The organism is Bradyrhizobium manausense (genome assembly GCF_018130615.1).
Taxonomy (GTDB): Bacteria; Pseudomonadota; Alphaproteobacteria; order Rhizobiales; family Xanthobacteraceae; genus Bradyrhizobium; species Bradyrhizobium manausense_A.
The window spans coordinates 142,693-159,060 of record NZ_JAFCKB010000008.1 but is presented as its reverse complement, the minus strand read 5'-3'; the positions used below and the strand labels follow the sequence as shown (position 1 = coordinate 159,060).

Below are 16,368 nucleotides of genomic sequence, written 5' to 3'. Positions count from 1 at the left end.
CCGCGCCGTTAGCTGGGCACAGCGCGGGTGGCGATCTGGACGAAACACAGTCCTGAGTGGTAGCGTCAACACATCCCAGCACGGGGGGCATATATTTCGGCGGCGCAGGGTTGGTCAAACCGGCCGGCGTCGCGGAGTTGTATGTATTTTCGCACAGCCAAAGACATATTGAGGGGAAAAAGGCGATGGGGTCGAGACCTTATAGAGGCAAGCCATTCAGAGATTTGATGAACAGCAACTACTTCCCTCTGGCCAACATGAAGAAGAGCGTGGCCAAGCTGAAGGCATCGGACGACATCGATGTACCGACTCTGGAATACGGCCAGTATCACCTGATTCTGACACCGGCCTCGAAGTGGCCGGAGGGCAGCGCCAAGCACTGGCATAAGGAGAAGGGCCGGGCTCGCGTCGACCTCAGCGCCCAGCTGAACACTGTCCCGCTGTCCAGAGACGAGCCTGGGGTCATTCCCTTGACGCGGTGCGACCTGCTCGATGCCTGCGTCCGGAAGTGCTTCAACTCCGAGCCGCCGATCCCGATGAAGACCAACATCATTGTCCACGCGCCGGGCGATGCCCTGGCGGACCGGCACGAGATCCGGTTGGAGTGGGATTACAAGAAGGGATCGGACAAGCCGACGCTGCTCCATCTGACGATGGTCTGTCCGCACAGGCCTGAGAAGGGCTGATCCTCGGGCTCGATCGCAGCATCACCATCTGATCTGAATTGCGCGGGACGGCATTTGCCGGCCCGCGTTTCTGTTGTGTGGCGAACGCACCAGGCCGGCCCCGTGGCGTCTCCCCACACTTTCTCCCGTCATGGGCCTGTCGCACGAAGATGGTCCGCTACCTTCGATTGCATGTGCGAGTCGCGTTGTCGAAGCGGCCGCGAAACTCATGAGGAGGAGCGGCCGATGCCGGTTGGATTGCTCGAGGTCGAAGGCACGATCGAGGTCAGTCAGTTCTGGCCAGAGGGACGCTCGGACGCCGACACCACGAAGGTCGTGGTGAATGTCGCCGCAGACGCGATCCGTTTCCGCAAGAACGATCAATCGACGTTCCAGACGACCCACGTTTTCGACAATGCCAAGGTCAAGGGCCGGACCAACACCGCGCCGATCAAGAACGGCAAGCTCACCATCCGCCTCCAGGGCATCGACGCGCCCGAGCTGCACTACATGCCGTCGCCGCTCTCCCCCGCCGAGAAGAAAGGCCTGACGGACGCGAAACGGCAAGCCTATCACGAGGTCACGCACTCCTACCGGCAGTTTCTCGGCGCGACCTCGACCAAGGCGCTGCATGACTTCCTCGCCGACACCGGCGAGGCGACGCTCGCCTGCCGCGTCTTCACCCGTGTCGATACGCCGAACGAGGTGTTCGACACCTATGGACGGCTGGTCGGCGATATCGAGGTCACCGTTGCGAACAAGACGGTCGACATCAACCATTGGTTGGTCGAGCACGGCTTTGCCTATCCGACGTTCTACTCCTCGATGAACGACGACGAGATCAGGGCCTTCCTGGCGCTCGCCAAGACCGCGCGCACCAAGAAGCTGCCGGTCTGGAAGAACCTCGCCAAAACCATTCCCGCCTTTGACTTCAGCCTGCGCGAGCCCAAGGCAAACGAGACCGACGTGCTCGCAACCGACAAGGGCCCGGTGATCCTGCCAAAGCTCTTCCGCCGCTATACCAACTGGTCGGCGCGCAAGACGGCCAAGGTGACCAGCCAGAACTTCCAGAAGTTCTTGAGCGCAGGCTCCGGCGGCAAGCCCGACACCTGCTACAAGATCGACGATTTCCTGAGCAACGGCGTGCACTCCGCAACACCGCGGAATTTCGCGGAGTTCGTCGAGGGCGGCAAGACGATCAAGTTTCAGCCGGACGGGCTGGTGTTCGGCGAGGCACCGTCGACGCTGGTTGGGCCGGATGGGAAGGTGATTGCGGGGTTTTGACAAACTTCGTTACGAAATGCTCGCGCGGGGCAATCGTAGCAGCGCGTAGGATGGGTGGAGCGGAACCCATCAAACTTTGTTCTCTTGATCAGATCGCACCAACGATTGCTGGTGCTGACTCCGCCCGTCAGGCGATGGGTTTCGCTTCGCTCAACCCATCCCACGAGCTGCGGCGCCGCGCGCCAACGATCGCCGGCGGAACGTCATCCGGTCGGGCCAAAGTAGATACAGTCCGGATCGTCCTTCGGACAGTTGCAACGGCCCATTCGATCCGACAGTTCGGCCAATTGGGGTTTGCTGTCGACAAACTGTTTGATGCTCTTCAGGCCAGTTCGGCGCACTCTAACGAATGTCCCGGCTTTGCCCACGTGCTTATTGAACTCTTCAGTCAAGCCTGCCGTCTTCACTGCATTCAGAATGTGAGCCAAACCATGGGCTCCGAATTCAACGTGCGAAGCGTCGCCCGGCCTCGGTTTCTTCTTCCGAGCGGCCTTTGCTTTCGTCGCAGTCTTTCGCACGACCTTCTTTGCCATGAGCATTCTCCCTACTGAGCAACAACGATCGTTGGCTTGAAGATTTTGAGGGCAAGGAACTGCTCAACAGCGGCCGCAGCTCCCCGCTCCGCAGGTCCACCAGAGTAAGTGACGAACTGGCCGCGATGTGGAACACCAACGGCCGCAGCCTGTGTTACTGGCAGCCTGTGGGGCAGATAGGGCTCCGCATCCAACTTTTGGGCCGCCGCTTGATCCAGGTAGATGCCCACTGTGAGTAGATGAGTGTCCGTTCGCGAGGCGGTGACGCCGAAGCTCGCATCAGCCACCTGGAAGGCGCGGCCGGCAGGCGCGAACACGATCTTGGGCGTAGCTGTGCCACCGATCTTTGTCACGAACTGTAGTTGATCGACCATGGTTGGCGGCCCTTTAACATTGACCGTACCCTTGGGCTTGTCGTTCTCGGCGACCAGATTCCCAAAAATCGTAAGGTTGAGAAAATCGTCGACCACCTTGTCGATGCCCACCCTTCCAGCAATCGGATAAATGTAATTCTCGTCGACCGGGCGCGTGCAAGTCGGGTGTTTGGTGTTCGCGATCAAGTCGCCAAGAGTATCGGTGATCGTGAAAATGCGCTCGTTTTGTCGCGACCGATCAAAGCTCCCGCTTGCGCTCATCGACACGACGGAACTTACCGGCAGGGGACGAATGAAGTTTATCTGAGGGTCGAAGTTATTCATCTCCAACCCGGTCAGATCAAAATTGTACGCAATGCCCGTGCTGTAGAGGATATCAACGATATGTCTGGCTCTTCCCTTCAATTGTCTGGGATCAAATTTGGCAACAGCTTCCGGGTCGTCCTTAGCTCTCTTGAGGAGATCTGTCCCTATCGTATGCGAAGTCAAATCGACTTGACCGTTACGAAAATTGTCGTCGTCGGCCAAATAGTTCAACAGTGCCTGCACACCGGCAGCGCGGGCCTCACAACGAATCTGCTTTACAATCACGCTCGTTCCTACGCCAGCCAGATCGCCTGGTAGCGGATGGATGGCACATCCACTTGAAGCGAGTCCGATAAGAGCAAAGAACAGAAGTCGTCGTCCCCCGGAAATGCCTCGCGCTCTCATAACAACCCCCAATATCACCACGCAGCATATGCGCGAAATAATTGCATGGAAATGCGTTAGTTGCGGGTTATGCACAGAGGAAGCCTTGGGGGCGCCAAAGACCAAGAAGCTAGGCTCCTAACGGATCGAGCACGCGAGACGCGATTTCTGGTTCGGGGTCACAAGCCGACGTAAAGCGGTTGAAATACAAAGGCTCGCTTTGCGCCCAAAAGCGGAATTCGAGTGGTCAAGTCCGTGAGTATGGTTGGGACGCGCAACCGCCGGGGCCGACAAATGCTGATGCCGACCATTCGACGCGTGACTGGCGCGCACGCAAACCTGCCTAGCTCACTAGCTCTCCAGAATCGCCACCGCTCGCGTCCATCCTGCCGAGGCGCGCTCGATCTTCACGGGGAAGCATGACACCTTGAAGCCGGTCGGCGGCAGCTGTTCGAGATTGTGCAGCTTCTCGAGATGGCAATAGCCGATATGGCGGCCGGCCTTGTGGCCTTCCCAGATCAGCCCGGCGTCTTTCGTCTCGGCGTATTTCTTCGCGGTATGAACGAACGGCGCGTCCCAGCTCCAGCCGTCGGTGCCGGTGAGGCGCACACCGCGCTCGAGCAGGTACATGGTGGCTTCATAGCCCATGCCGCAGCCCGAAATGACGTAGTCCTGCCGGCCATATTTGGCGCCGGCGCTGGTGTTGACCACGACGATCTCCAGCGGCTTCAGCTCATGACCGATGCGCTTGAGCTCGGCCTCGACATCCTTGGCCGTTGCAACATAGCCGTCCGGCAGGTGCCGGAAGTCGAGCTTCACGCCGGGCTGGAAGCACCATTCCAGCGGCACTTCGTCGATGGTCCAGGACCGCTCGCCACGATTCATGGTCGGGTGAAAATGCCAGGGCGCGTCGAGATGCGTGCCGTTGTGGGTCGAGAGGCTGACCTGCTCCACCGCCCAGCCCTGCCCGTCCGGCAGATCCTCGGCCTTCAGTCCGTCGAAGAATTGCAGCATACGCGGCAGGCCCTGCCGGTGGTCGATATACTGGATCGTCGGATGATTGCCGGGCGGATCGGCCGGCACGTCGTTTTGCAGAGGGACGGAGATGTCGATCAGCTTGCTCGTCATGGCGCTTCCTCGTTGATTGTTCTCGTTGACTGTTTTTGATTGGCGGCCTTCAGGCGACCCTTCAGGTATCTTGCCGCTCGACGCGATTTCTCAGGATACCGATCTTCTCGACCTCGAGCTCGATCGTATCGCCATGCTCGAGAAACCATCCGAGCTCGAGGCCGCAGCCATTGCCGACCGTGCCGGAGCCGATGAATTCGCCGGGCATCAGCGTCTCGTCCTGGGTGACGTGGGCGATGATCTCCTCGAAGGAAAACAGCATGCCTTCGGAGACGCCTTTCGAGCGGGTCTCGCCGTTGACGCGCGCCTCCATCTTGAGATGATAGGGATCTCCGATCTCGTCCGGCGTCACGATCCAGGGACCCATCACGTTGCCGCCGTCAAAACTCTTGCCCTTGGCCGGGCCGAGCCGTCCCTCCATCTCGATGCGCTGGGCGTCGCGCGCGGAGAAATCGTTGAAGATGGTGTAGCCGAAGATGTGATCCTTCGCCTTCGCCGCCGAGATGTTCGCGCCCTTGTTCTTGGTGATGATGCCGAATTCGAGCTCGTAGTCCATGACCTTGCTGTAGCGCGGCCATTTCACTGTGGTGTTGGTGCCGCGGACGCTGAAGCGGTTGGTGATGTAGAAGATCGGCTGCTTGCGATAGACCTCGGGCAACTCGCCGAGCGGCTCGGCGTCGATGCGCGCCAATTCCGCCATGTCGCCTTTGGCGCGCGCGGCGAGCTTCCGCTGCCCGCGCGGCGCCTGCAGGATATGCAGCGCGAACGACATGCCGTCGCGCATCTGCCGCGGCTCCGGCACCGGCGCAAGGATGTCGACGGCGCTGACGGCCGCCGACAGCGCCGCGTCCCGGCCGTGCTTGTCGAGCAAGGCCTGGGCCCGATCGAGCGCGCGCGGCCCCGCGTCGATCAGCGCCAGCATCGAGCCAAAGGCCGGATCGGCCCCACCGTCCCGCGCGGCGGCGGCGGCGAGGTCGAACACTTGGTTGTCGTTGGTGTGGACGGCTCCGATCTTCTCCTGACCGGCCGATCTGAATGTTGCGAGCTTCACCTTGGGCACCCCTTGCTATCGTTAGAAATATATGATCAGATAAAATATCGATAAACAAGCCTGAAAAATACAAATTGGGGAGAGCGCGGTGAGGCGAACGCAGATAAGGGCGATGTTGGCGGGTCTCACGCTTGGCGTTGGGATCTCGGTTGCCGTGACGGCCCCCGCGCTGGCACAGGCCAAGATCCAGATCGGCTGCACCGCAACCTCCGACTGCGCCTCGGCCATGGTCGCGGTCGACGAAGGCCTCTTCAAGAAGCACGGGCTGGACGTCGAGATGACGCCGATCGCGATCAACTCCAACATCCCGGCGGCGATCCTGTCGAACTCGATTCAGGTCGGCGGCCCCACCTCCACCGTCTTTCTGCAGGCCGTCGACGGCGGCCTCGACCTCGTCGCGATCGCCGGCGCCTCGGTGATGAACCCGACCTCCAACACCGCGATCGCTGCCTTCGTCCGCAACGGCATCACCATCAAGGAGCCGAAGGATTTCATCGGCAAGAAGGTCGGCGCGCCGGGCCTGAATGCCTTTCTCCATGTGCTGTTCGTGAAATGGCTGGTGGAGAAAGGCGTCGATCCCAAGAGCGTCAATTTCGTCGAGGTCACCTTCCCGACCATGGCGGACATCATCAAGTCCGGCGGTGTCGATGCCGTGCTCACCGCCGAGCCATTCGTCACGCGCATGAGCAATGCGGGGCTCGGCTCGGTCGGCGCGCGCTACGGCGCCGAACTCGCCCGCACCGATCCGATCATCTTCTATGCCGCCTCGCGCGACTGGGCGGAGAAGAATGCGGCGACGGTAAAGAGATTCCGCGAGGCCATCGCGGAGGCCGCCGCAATCGTCAACGGCGATCGCGAGAAGGCCTCCGCCTCGATCGCCAAGTTCACCAAGCAGCCGCTCGAGCTCGTCAAGGCGACGCCGCCGAACCAGTCCGAGCCGAACCTTAAGCCGGAAAACCTCACCTGGTGGATCGGCGTGATGTCGTCGCAGAAGATGCTGCAATCGAAGCTCGACACCGCGAAACTGGTGCTGAACTAAAGGACATCGACGATGCCTGCTCCCGAGCGCACTTCCGAACGGCCGCCGGCCGAAGGCACCTTGAGCGAGCGCGCCGCAAACCTCATCGAGCAGGACATCCTGGCCGGAGATCTCGCGCCGGGATCGCGGCTCGGCATCGTCGATCTGGTGCAGCGTTACGAGATCGGCGCCACGCCGCTGCGCGAAGGCTTGTCACGGCTGATGTCGCGCGGCCTGATCGTCGGCATCGGCCAGCGCGGCTTTCGTGTCGCCGAGGTCAGCCGCGACGATCTCGCCGACATCACCTGCATGCGCACGGCGGTGGAGATCGAGGCGGTCAGGCTCGCCATCCTTCACGGCGATGCCGCCTGGGAGGCCGGCATCATCAGCGCGCTGCACCAGATGCGCCGGCATATCGAGCGCACCGGCAATGAATTCCGCGAGGGCGCGGCCGATTTCGACCGGCTGCACAAGGGCTTTCACACCGCCCTGCTCGCGGCCTGCGGCTCGCCGCGCATGCTGGCCGCCCATTCCGACCTCTACGACCAGGCCTACCGCTACCGCCGCGTGATGATGGGTGCCATCGACAGCGGCGAGGGGTTCATCCGGAGTCACCAGATGCTGGCCGACCACGTGCTCGCGCGCGACCTCGCCGCCGCGCAAGAAATGCTGGCGGCGCATCTGCACTCGACCATCGATTTCGTCTATCCGCAGGCCGGCGGGGAGCAATCATGAGCGTCGTTGCCCGGATCATTGAGGCGCGCGCCGCGCGGCGGCAAAAGACGCTGATCGCGTTCAACGCCGCGACCTTGCGGCTCGGCGGCAAGACCATCATCGAGAATCTCGATCTGGAGGTGCGGCCGGGCGAATTCCTCTGCATCGTCGGCGCCTCCGGCTGCGGCAAGACCACGGCGCTGCGGCTCGCGGCGGGCCTCTACCGCCCCACCAGCGGCGCCGTGACCTTCGACGGCGAAGAGATCACCGAGCCGCGCCGCGAGGTCGCGATCGTGTTCCAGGATTACGGCAAGGCGCTGCTGCCGTGGCGGACCGCGGCCGGAAACATCTCGCTGGCGCTGGAGGCCTCCCGCGTGCCGGCGCGCGAGCGCAGCGCGCGCATCGAGGCGCTGCTGCGCAAGGTCGGATTGCCCGGCCATGCCGACAAATATCCAACCGAAATGTCGGGCGGCATGCAGCAGCGCCTGCAGATCGCGCGCTGCCTTGCGCAGGAGCCGACGACGCTATTGATGGACGAGCCGTTCGGCGCGCTGGATGCGATGACGCGGCAGGGCTTGCAGGACGAGGTTTTGTCGCTGACGCAAGCGAGCCAGACGACCGTGGTCTTCGTGACCCACGATCTCGACGAAGCCATCTATCTCGGCGACCGCGTCGTCGGCCTGCTGCCGCATCCGGGCCGGATCGGCATCGAGCTCGACGTCGACCTGCCGCGCCCGCGCGACCAGCTCGCCACCCGCGAGCATCCGGAATTCCTGCGGCTGCGCCGGCAATTGTTCGACTTCATCAAGGCGAGCGAACATTGAGCCTCGACCGCGCCAAGCCCTTGCTGTTGCCGCTGGCGCTGATGCTGGCATTCGAGCTCTGGGCGCGCCTCACCCAGCTGCAGAGCGACAGCCTGGCGCCGCCGAGCGCGATCCTCGCGGCGCTGGCCACGGCGCTTGCCGATCTGTCGATTCCGATCGCGACCCGCGACACGCTGTTCGCCGCCTTTGCGGGTCTTGCGATCGGCAGCGCCATCGGGCTTTCGCTCGGCATCGCCTTCGGCATCTCGCACCCCCTCGACCGGCTGATGGAGGTGACGGTCGAGGCGATCCGCCCAATTCCCTCGATCGCGCTGCTGCCGATTGCGCTGATCGCGCTGGGCTTCGGCTACCGGATGGAGATCGTGATCGTGGCGTTCGCCTGTGTCTGGCCGATGCTGATCATGACGCGCAGCGCGGTGCGCAGCATCGAGCCGCGATTGATGGAAGTGTCGCGGGCCCTGCGGCTGAGCGCGACGCAACGGATCGCGAAGATCGTGATCCCGGCCGCGCTGCCGCGGATCTTCGTCGCCTTTCGCCTGTCGGCCGGCATCGCCCTGATCGTCGCCGTCACCGTCGAGATCGCGATCAATCCGATCGGCTTAGGTGCCGGCATCATGCTGGCGCAGCAGGCGCTGCGCGCCGACCTGATGCTCGCTTATCTGCTGTGGATCGGCGTGATCGGTTACGCGCTGAACATCCTGCTGATTGCGGCCCAGCGCCGCCTGTTCGGCCGCGCCGCGCTCGCCGGAGACAATCCATGAACCGCGCAGCGATCCTCTGGCGTGTCGCAAGCATCCTGGTCGCGGCCGGCTTCATCGCGGCCTGGCAGCTGATTGCCAATCTGCACCTGGTGTCGCCGGTTTTTCTGCCCGGTCCTGATAGGGCCTGGGCCGCGCTGGTGCGCGGGTTTTCGAGCGGCGATCTCGCCAGCAAGCTCTTCGGCACGCTCGAGCACATGGCCTATGGCTGGCTCGCGGCCTCGATCGCCGGCATTGCGCTCGGCGCACTGATCGGATCGTCGAGGATGATGCGCGCCTATGTGGCGCCGTCGCTGGAATTCCTGCGGCCGCTGCCGGTCTCGGCGATCATCCCGGTCGCGATCGCGATGCTCGGGCTGACGCAAGGCATGGCGCTGTTCGTCATCGCCTTCGGCGCGATCTGGCCGATCATGCTCGCAACCATTCACGGCTTTGCCGCAGTCGAGCCGCGGCTCTACGAAGTCGCCCGCTCGCTGCAGATGTCGCGCGCCGCCATCATCGGCAAGATCGCGCTGCCCTCGGCATTGCCGGATATCCTCGCGGGCATGCGGCTCAGCCTGACGGTCGCGCTGATCCTCTCGGTGGTCTGCGAGATCCTGGCCGGACTCGACGGCCTCGGTCAGTGGGTCCTGCTCTCGGCCCGCGCGTTCCGATCCGCCGACCTGTTCGCCGGCGTCATCCTGCTCGGTGCGACCGGATATCTGACCTCGATTGCGGTGTCGCTGGTCGAGCAGCGGCTGCTCGCCTGGCAGGCTGCGGCCCGGTAGCATTGCGATCACATCGCCAAACAAAAATGGCCCGCTTTGCAGCGGGCCATTTTCGTATCGGAACCGGTCATTCCGAATTTGGTTGCGGGGATAGGATTTGAACCTATGACCTTCAGGTTATGAGCCTGACGAGCTACCGGGCTGCTCCACCCCGCGTTAAACCGTTGCGCGCCTTCGCAGATCAGCCGGGGACGGTGGATTGAGGCCGACGCTGCTCGCGTGGCTTGCTTCTCCCGTCCCGAAGGCTTCCCTGGAAGGCAACCCCGGGCAAAGCCCGTTGGGTGCGGGGGGTATGTACCAACCCGGGCCGGCTTTGGAAAGGGCTGCGGGGACGTTTTTTTCGACTTTATGACAGCTCTCGGGCGCGGATTCCGGCCGGTTTGCCCTGCACTTGCCAGAAGTTCCACAAAGCGCCAGCTTGCGGCAACAAAACAGCGGCGAAACGCCGACTTGGGGAGGAGCGCCATGGAAACTTCCTTGGACAAGACTTTGGACCGCCCCCTCGCGACCGCCCCGCTCGCGGCGCTGACGGACAGCTTCCAGGCCATGACGGCGCGCTCGCGGGCCGAGCCGGCGCCTGATTGCGCCACGCGGCTCGACCGGCTGGCGCGATTGCGCGCCGTGGTCGCCGATAACGAGGAGCGGTTCCGCCAGGCGATCTCGGCCGATTTCGGCCACCGCTCGGCGGTCGAGACCACCATTGCCGAGGCGATGATGGTGTTCTCCGAGATCCGGCACGCCACGAAACACCTGAAGAGCTGGATGGCGCCGCAGCGCGTAGCGACGGCGCTGCAGTTCCTGCCTGCGCGCAACCGGCTGATGCCGCAGCCGCTCGGCGTCGTCGGCATCATCGCGCCCTGGAATTATCCGCTGCAGCTGACGCTCGCCCCGGCGATCGGCGCGCTCGCCGCCGGCAACCGCGTCATCATCAAGCCGAGCGAGCTTGTGCCGCATTTCTCCGCGCTGTTGAAGGAGACGGTCGCGCAAAGATTCGACACCACCGAGTTGCTCGTCACCGGTGTCGAGGACGAGGTCGCAAAGGGGTTCGCGCACCTGCCGTTCGATCACCTCGTCTTCACCGGCTCGACCCGGGTCGGACGGCTGGTGGCGGAAGCGGCGGGGCGCAATCTCACGCCTGTGACGCTCGAGCTCGGCGGCAAGTCACCGGCGATCGTCGATGTCTCAGCCGATCTCGACCAAGCGGCCGAGCGCATCGCCTATGGAAAGCTGCTCAATGCCGGGCAGACCTGCATTGCGCCGGATTACGTGCTGGTGCCCGAGCCTGCGCTGCAGGCCTTCGCCGAAAAGGTCCGCGCGCAGATGCGGCGCATGTTCGGCACCGATCCCGCCAACAAGGACTACACCTCGATCATTTCCGACCGACACTATGCGCGGCTCGAAGCGCTGGTCGCGGATGCCGCGCAGCGCGGCGCAAAGATCCTGCAACCGGCGAAAGCCGACGATCCCAACTGGAAGGCTCACCGCAAATTCCCGCCGACACTGATCCTCGGTGCGACCGAAGAGATGGCGGCGATGCGGGAGGAGATTTTCGGTCCCGTGCTGCCGGTGCTGGGCACTCGCGATCCCGCCGATGCGATCGCCTTCATCAATCGCCGCGACCGGCCGCTGGCGCTGTACTGGTTCGGCAAGGACAGCAACGCGCGCGACGAGGTGCTGGCGCGCACCGTCTCCGGCGGCGTCACCATCAACGACTGCCTGTTTCACTTCGCGCAGATCAACCAGCCGATGGGCGGCGTCGGCGCCTCCGGCACCGGCGCCTATCACGGCGAATGGGGTTTTAGGACGTTCAGCAAGCTGAAGCCGGTGTTCTATCGCTCGAAGTTCAACCGCCTCGCCGATCTCTATCCGCCCTATGGCGGCAAGATCGCGCGGCTGGAGAAGATGATGCGGTTCATGTCGTAGGGACGGTCGTTCCGGGGCGCATAGCGAACCCGGAACCTCGAGGTTCCGGTTCGCGACTTCGTCGCGCGCCGGAATGACAATAAGGGGGAAACATCAGTGACTGACACATTCGATTTCGTCGTCGTGGGCGCGGGCTCCGGCGGGTGCGCGGTGGCGGGGCGACTGTCGGCGGATGCGGCGACATCGGTGGCGTTGCTCGATGCCGGCGGCAAGAACGACAGCTGGCGGATCACCACACCATTCGGGCTCGCGCTGCCCTACAGCGCGGCCAACTGGGCCTTCGAGACCGTGCCGCAGAAGGGATTGAACGGCCGTATCGGCTATCAACCGCGCGGCAAGGGCCTCGGTGGCTCCTCCGCAATCAACGCCATGGTCTATATCCGCGGCCACAAATCGGACTACGACCATTGGGCTGCACTTGGCAATGCAGGCTGGTCGTATGCAGACGTGCTGCCCTATTTCAAGCGCTCGGAGAACAATTCCGATTTCGACGGCGAGTATCACGGCAAGGACGGCCCGCTCCATGTCAACAGGCTGCGCTCGGACAATCCGATCCATGACATCTTCCATCAGGCCGCGCGCGAGGCGCAATTCCGCATCCGCGAGGACTTCAACGGCGAGGATCACGAAGGGCTCGGCAGCTACCAGGTGACGCAGCACAAGGGCGAGCGCTGGAGCGCGGCACGCGCCTACCTGCAGCGTCACATGGACAAGCGCGCGAATCTGCGCGTCGAGACCGGGGCGCATGCCACGAAAATCCTGTTCGAAAGCGGGCGCGCGGTCGGAATCGAATATGTGCAGGGCAAGCAGACGAAGCAGCTGCGCGCCCGCCGCGAGGTGATCCTCGCTGGCGGCGCGTTCCAATCACCGCAGCTATTGATGCTGTCGGGCATCGGCGATGGCGAGGCGCTCCGCGCACATGGCATCGGCGTCACACATCACCTGCCGGGCGTCGGGCGCAATCTGCAGGACCATCCGGACTTCGTGTTCGTCTACGCCTCCGACTATCCGCATTTCGTTCACTCGTCGATCGGCCGTTTGCCATCTCTGCTCCGCGCCATCCAGCGCTACCGCCGGGAGCGACGTGGCCTGATGACCACCAATTTCGCCGAGTGCGGCGGCTTCCTGAAGACCCGGCCCGATCTCGATGTGCCCGACATTCAGCTGCACTTCATCATCGCGATGCTCGACGACCACGGCCGCAAGAAGCACAAGGAGGCCGGCTTCTCTTGCCACGTCTGCCTGCTCAGGCCGAAAAGCCGCGGCAGCGTCTGGCTCAGAAGCGCCGATCCGCTCGCGGCGCCGATGATCGATCCGAACTTTCTGGGCGAGGCGGAGGATCTCGAGACGATGGTCGCGGGCTTCAAGACCACGCGACGGCTGATGGAGACGCCCGCGATGCGCGCGTTGCAGAAGAAGGACATGTTCACGTCCGACGTGCGCACGGACGACGACATCCGCGCCATCCTGCGCAGTCGCGTCGACACCGTCTATCACCCCGTCGGCACCTGCAAGATGGGCACGGATGCGATGGCCGTGGTCGGTCCGACATTGAAAGTGCACGGTGTGGATGGCCTGCGTGTCGTCGACGCCTCGATCATGCCGACGCTGATCGGAGGGAACACCAATGCGCCGACCATCATGATCGGGGAGAAGGCAGCGGATATGATCCGGGCGGACATGCGGTAGCACAAAGGCGCCGCGCCGTTCTCTGCTGTCGTCCCGGACAAGCGAAGCGCAGATCCGCGACCCATACCCCCGGGAGCAATTGCGGCGAACTGGTCACCACGAGTCGTCGCCAAACCACGCGCGCGCTTTGGGCGCGCTTGTCCGGGACGACGGCGGAACTCAACCCGACGACAACCTCAACCCCGAAGATGGTTTCTTTATTGACGTCGACTAGGCCTTGGACGAACACACCCCCCAGCCTCTGGAGCCAAGAAAAATACAGACGATTTTAGCGATCTGAAACCGGAACGATCGGTTCAGCGTTCATTCGTTCCACGGCAGGGTTTCGCTCATGAACAGTTTTGATCTCGCGGTCTATGCCGCGCTCGCGATTGCGATGGGATTCGGTTTCAGGACCGGCCTGCTCGGCAGCGCCATGACCATCCTCGCTTATCTCCTCGCCGCCCCCATCGCGGTCGCGCTGATGCCGCTGATCGTGCCGCAGGTCGCCGGCAACCCGAACGCGCCGCTAATCCAGAACTGGATCTGGTTCTTCGGCATCTTCCTGGTGGTCGGCATGTTGTTCGGACATCTCGGCCGCCTCGCGCTGAGCGATACGATCCGCGATGCCGGGATCGGCGACCGCCTTGGTGGTGCCGCGCTCGGCGCCATCAGGGTCGGCCTCGTCGCCACCACGCTGGTGCTGGTGTTCGATCAGATCGTCCCGGCCAACCGCCAGCCGCCCTTCCTCGCCGGCTCGCATCTGCGCCCGCTGTTCTCTGCGGTCGGGCAGATGGGTTTCAAGTCGCTGCCACCGGAGGCCGCTGAGGCGATCGACCGCCTCAAGCAGGAGCGGCGCATCTGAAGCGCGGCGGGATCGCGCTTTTTTCTACTGTTTGGGCATGATCTTTTCGGAAAACCGCTGCACACTTTTCCGGATCATGCCCGCACATTTGCATCGCCGCGCGAACGCGCATGCATTTTGACGCGGGCATCTCCCTTATCAGGGCCGCCCAGGTTGGCTAAAGTGCCGGCCGTCCAAAAGCCTGCCTGCAATTTTCGGGAGTGAAACAGTGGATCTTGGGATCAAAGGTCGCCGCGCCATCGTCTGCGCATCCAGCAAGGGCCTCGGGCGCGCTTGCGCCATCTCGCTGGCCGAAGCCGGCGTTGACGTCACGCTGACCGCGCGCGGCGCCGATGCGCTGAAGAAGACGGCCGACGAAATCCGGAAGGCCTATCCGAGCGTGAAAGTCACCGAGATCGTCGGCGACATCACGACCCCGGCCGGCCGCGAAGCCGTGCTCAAGGCCTGCCCCGAGCCGGACATTCTCATCAACAATGCCGGCGGCCCGCCGCCCGGTGATTTCCGCAACTGGACCCGCGACGACTGGATCAAGGCGATCGACGCCAACATGCTGACGCCGATCGAGCTGATCAAGGCGACTGTGGACGGCATGATGGCGCGCAAATTCGGCCGCATCGTCAACATCACCTCGGCCGCGGTGAAAGCGCCGATCGACATTCTCGGCCTCTCCAACGGCGCCCGCGCCGGCCTCACCGGCTTCATCGCGGGCCTGTCGCGCAAGACCGTGATCAACAACGTCACGATCAACGGCCTCTTGCCGGGCCCATTCGAGACCGATCGCCTGACCGGCACCGCGAAGGCCGAGGCTGACAAGCGCGGCACGACGCCCGAGCAGATTTTGTCCGAGCGCGCCAAGCTCAACCCAGCCGGCCGCTTCGGCCAGCCCGACGAGTTCGGTTACGCCTGCGCCTTCCTCTGCGGCGCCAAGGCCGGCTTCATTACCGGGCAGAACATCCTGCTCGATGGTGGCGCGTTCCCGGGAACGCTGTGAGAGCGATGGGGCTCATCACCTCTCCCAAGGGAGAGGTGGATTCCCAATGCCGTGTCCGCTTGCCCAAACTACAACTCGGAAAGCAGTCCAGATGAGAGCGGTCTGGTACGAGCGGACAGGACCGGCGGCGGACGTTCTCGCCTATGGTGAGATGGCGACGCCGGCCGCGGGCCCGGGCGACGTTCGCATTCGCCTGGAAGCCTCCGGCGTCAACCCGGCCGATGTCGGCCGGCGCGGCGGCTCCTATCGCGCGATGGACTATCCGCGCGTCATTCCGAACAGTGACGGCGCGGGCTTTGTCGATCAGGTCGGTGACGGCGTGACACGCTTCAAGATGGGCGACCGGGTCTGGCTGTTCAACGGCCAGCGCAACGGCCGGGCCTTCGGCACCGCGGCGGAATATATTGCGCTCGCCGCGCAGCTGGTGACACCGCTGCCGGATCATCTCTCCTTTGCGGAAGGCGCCACGCTCGGCATTCCAGCGATGACCGCGTGGTGCAGCCTGTTTGCGGATGGGCCGATCGTGGGCAAGACCATACTTGTCACCGGCGGCGCCGGCGCGGTCGGGCACTATGCCGTGCAACTGGCAAAGTGGGGCGGCGCGCAGGTGATCGCGACCGTCAGCTCGGCACTGAAGGGCGAGCAGGCGCGGCGCGCGGGCGCGGATCTCGTGGTCAATTACAAAGACGAGGACGTCGTTGCGAAAGCAATGGCCTTCACCGGCGGACGCGGTGTGGACCGCGTGGTCGATGTCGATTTCGGCGGCAATATCGCCACGACGCTGAAGCTGATGGCGGCCAATTCGACCATCGCAGTGTACGCCACCAACGGCAACCGCACACCGACGTTGCCGATGCGCGAGCTGATGGAAAAGTGTATCACGCTGCGCGCGCTGGTGCTGTTCGCTCTGCCGCCGGCGCTGCTTGCGGCAGCGCAGGCCGACATTTCGAAATGGCTGGCGGCGGGGCCGCGGATTCACAACGTCGCGGCGCAATTCGCGCTGTCGGACACGGCGCAGGCGCATCTCGCCGTCGAGAAGGGCGACAAGCTCGGCACTGTGATCGTCGACTGCGCGCGGTGAGTGCTGAGCTGGTGTCTTTGCCACGACAAAGGCG

General features: G+C 63.6%; 16 protein-coding genes and 1 tRNA gene. 12 read left to right on the top strand and 5 right to left on the bottom strand.

The features are described from left to right. Positions 1-227: 227 nt before the first annotated feature. Together JQ587_RS17515 and JQ587_RS17510 are read left to right on the top strand one after the other, a co-directional pair. Positions 228-686, top strand: a complete 459-nt coding sequence (locus JQ587_RS17515; RefSeq protein WP_249149089.1) for a hypothetical protein — start codon at positions 228-230, stop codon at positions 684-686. Between the two features lie 225 nt (positions 687-911). Then, positions 912-1,949 carry a thermonuclease family protein gene (locus JQ587_RS17510; RefSeq protein ID WP_212297397.1) on the top strand — a complete coding sequence of 346 codons (1,038 nt, stop codon included), beginning with the start codon at positions 912-914 and terminating at the stop codon, positions 1,947-1,949. A 203-nt stretch (positions 1,950-2,152) separates the two neighbouring features. On the opposite strand, the gene JQ587_RS17505 is transcribed toward JQ587_RS17510, so the two are convergent. The 4 genes from JQ587_RS17505 to JQ587_RS17490 form a co-directional block, all read right to left on the bottom strand. Further along, positions 2,153-2,482 carry a hypothetical protein gene (locus JQ587_RS17505; protein WP_212302644.1) on the bottom strand — a complete coding sequence of 110 codons (330 nt, stop codon included), beginning with the start codon at positions 2,480-2,482 and terminating at the stop codon, positions 2,153-2,155. An 11-nt stretch (positions 2,483-2,493) separates the two neighbouring features. Then, positions 2,494-3,567 (bottom strand): hypothetical protein, encoded by a 1,074-nt coding sequence (locus JQ587_RS17500; protein ID WP_491524939.1) that lies wholly within the window; start codon positions 3,565-3,567, stop codon positions 2,494-2,496. A 330-nt stretch (positions 3,568-3,897) separates the two neighbouring features. Beyond that, positions 3,898-4,674 carry a cyclase family protein gene (locus JQ587_RS17495; RefSeq protein WP_212302646.1) on the bottom strand — a complete coding sequence of 259 codons (777 nt, stop codon included), beginning with the start codon at positions 4,672-4,674 and terminating at the stop codon, positions 3,898-3,900. A gap of 61 nt (positions 4,675-4,735) precedes the next feature. Beyond that, on the bottom strand, positions 4,736-5,725 hold the full coding sequence (locus JQ587_RS17490; RefSeq protein WP_212426183.1) for a fumarylacetoacetate hydrolase family protein: 990 nt from the start codon (positions 5,723-5,725) through the stop codon (positions 4,736-4,738). A gap of 112 nt (positions 5,726-5,837) precedes the next feature. Between JQ587_RS17490 and JQ587_RS17485 the strand changes: the two genes are divergently transcribed. Genes JQ587_RS17485 through JQ587_RS17465 form a run of 5 tightly spaced genes read left to right on the top strand, consistent with a single transcriptional unit; the run spans position 5,838 to position 9,806 of the window. Beyond that, on the top strand, positions 5,838-6,764 hold the full coding sequence (locus tag JQ587_RS17485) for an ABC transporter substrate-binding protein (RefSeq protein ID WP_212426077.1): 927 nt from the start codon (positions 5,838-5,840) through the stop codon (positions 6,762-6,764). Between the two features lie 12 nt (positions 6,765-6,776). Continuing rightward, positions 6,777-7,478, top strand: coding sequence for a GntR family transcriptional regulator (locus JQ587_RS17480; protein WP_212426076.1), 702 nt, complete (start codon positions 6,777-6,779; stop codon positions 7,476-7,478). Then, entirely contained in the window at positions 7,475-8,281 is an 807-nt protein-coding gene (locus tag JQ587_RS17475; RefSeq protein ID WP_212426075.1) for an ABC transporter ATP-binding protein, read from the top strand. The genes JQ587_RS17480 and JQ587_RS17475 overlap by 4 nt, the downstream gene beginning before the upstream one ends. Beyond that, positions 8,278-9,042 (top strand): ABC transporter permease, encoded by a 765-nt coding sequence (locus tag JQ587_RS17470; protein ID WP_212426074.1) that lies wholly within the window; start codon positions 8,278-8,280, stop codon positions 9,040-9,042. Before JQ587_RS17475 ends, JQ587_RS17470 begins: the two co-directional genes overlap by 4 nt. Next, positions 9,039-9,806, top strand: coding sequence for an ABC transporter permease (locus JQ587_RS17465; RefSeq protein ID WP_212426073.1), 768 nt, complete (start codon positions 9,039-9,041; stop codon positions 9,804-9,806). The genes JQ587_RS17470 and JQ587_RS17465 overlap by 4 nt, the downstream gene beginning before the upstream one ends. Positions 9,807-9,885: 79 nt before the next feature. Here JQ587_RS17465 and JQ587_RS17460 read toward each other — a convergent pair. Then, positions 9,886-9,962 (bottom strand) — tRNA-Met (locus JQ587_RS17460). A gap of 309 nt (positions 9,963-10,271) precedes the next feature. Here JQ587_RS17460 and JQ587_RS17455 point away from each other — a divergent pair. The 5 genes from JQ587_RS17455 (at position 10,272) to JQ587_RS17435 (ending at position 16,334) form a co-directional block, all read left to right on the top strand. Then, positions 10,272-11,729, top strand: a complete 1,458-nt coding sequence (locus JQ587_RS17455) for a coniferyl aldehyde dehydrogenase (protein WP_212426072.1) — start codon at positions 10,272-10,274, stop codon at positions 11,727-11,729. 96 nt (positions 11,730-11,825) lie between these two features. Beyond that, a complete protein-coding gene (locus tag JQ587_RS17450; protein ID WP_212426071.1) occupies positions 11,826-13,418 on the top strand; it encodes a GMC family oxidoreductase in 1,593 nt (530 codons plus the stop codon). Positions 13,419-13,749: 331 nt separating this feature from the next. Next, positions 13,750-14,262, top strand: coding sequence for a CvpA family protein (locus JQ587_RS17445; protein ID WP_212426070.1), 513 nt, complete (start codon positions 13,750-13,752; stop codon positions 14,260-14,262). A gap of 208 nt (positions 14,263-14,470) precedes the next feature. Beyond that, on the top strand, positions 14,471-15,253 hold the full coding sequence (locus JQ587_RS17440; protein ID WP_212426069.1) for an SDR family oxidoreductase: 783 nt from the start codon (positions 14,471-14,473) through the stop codon (positions 15,251-15,253). Positions 15,254-15,344: 91 nt separating this feature from the next. After that, a complete protein-coding gene (locus tag JQ587_RS17435; RefSeq protein ID WP_212426068.1) occupies positions 15,345-16,334 on the top strand; it encodes an NADPH:quinone reductase in 990 nt (329 codons plus the stop codon). The last annotated feature ends 34 nt before the right edge of the window (positions 16,335-16,368 follow it).

What these genes read in the sequence shown, in the direction of transcription:
- JQ587_RS17515 (WP_249149089.1), top strand. Translation starts at nt 228, where the DNA reads ATGAACAGCAACTACTTCCCTCTGGCCAACATGAAGAAGAGCGTGGCC.
- JQ587_RS17510 (WP_212297397.1), top strand. Translation starts at nt 912, where the DNA reads ATGCCGGTTGGATTGCTCGAGGTCGAAGGCACGATCGAGGTCAGTCAG.
- JQ587_RS17505 (WP_212302644.1), bottom strand. Translation starts at nt 2,482, where the DNA reads ATGGCAAAGAAGGTCGTGCGAAAGACTGCGACGAAAGCAAAGGCCGCT.
- JQ587_RS17500 (WP_491524939.1), bottom strand. Translation starts at nt 3,567, where the DNA reads ATGAGAGCGCGAGGCATTTCCGGGGGACGACGACTTCTGTTCTTTGCT.
- JQ587_RS17495 (WP_212302646.1), bottom strand. Translation starts at nt 4,674, where the DNA reads ATGACGAGCAAGCTGATCGACATCTCCGTCCCTCTGCAAAACGACGTG.
- JQ587_RS17485 (WP_212426077.1), top strand. Translation starts at nt 5,838, where the DNA reads ATGTTGGCGGGTCTCACGCTTGGCGTTGGGATCTCGGTTGCCGTGACG.
- JQ587_RS17480 (WP_212426076.1), top strand. Translation starts at nt 6,777, where the DNA reads ATGCCTGCTCCCGAGCGCACTTCCGAACGGCCGCCGGCCGAAGGCACC.
- JQ587_RS17475 (WP_212426075.1), top strand. Translation starts at nt 7,475, where the DNA reads ATGAGCGTCGTTGCCCGGATCATTGAGGCGCGCGCCGCGCGGCGGCAA.
- JQ587_RS17465 (WP_212426073.1), top strand. Translation starts at nt 9,039, where the DNA reads ATGAACCGCGCAGCGATCCTCTGGCGTGTCGCAAGCATCCTGGTCGCG.
- JQ587_RS17455 (WP_212426072.1), top strand. Translation starts at nt 10,272, where the DNA reads ATGGAAACTTCCTTGGACAAGACTTTGGACCGCCCCCTCGCGACCGCC.
- JQ587_RS17445 (WP_212426070.1), top strand. Translation starts at nt 13,750, where the DNA reads ATGAACAGTTTTGATCTCGCGGTCTATGCCGCGCTCGCGATTGCGATG.
- JQ587_RS17435 (WP_212426068.1), top strand. Translation starts at nt 15,345, where the DNA reads ATGAGAGCGGTCTGGTACGAGCGGACAGGACCGGCGGCGGACGTTCTC.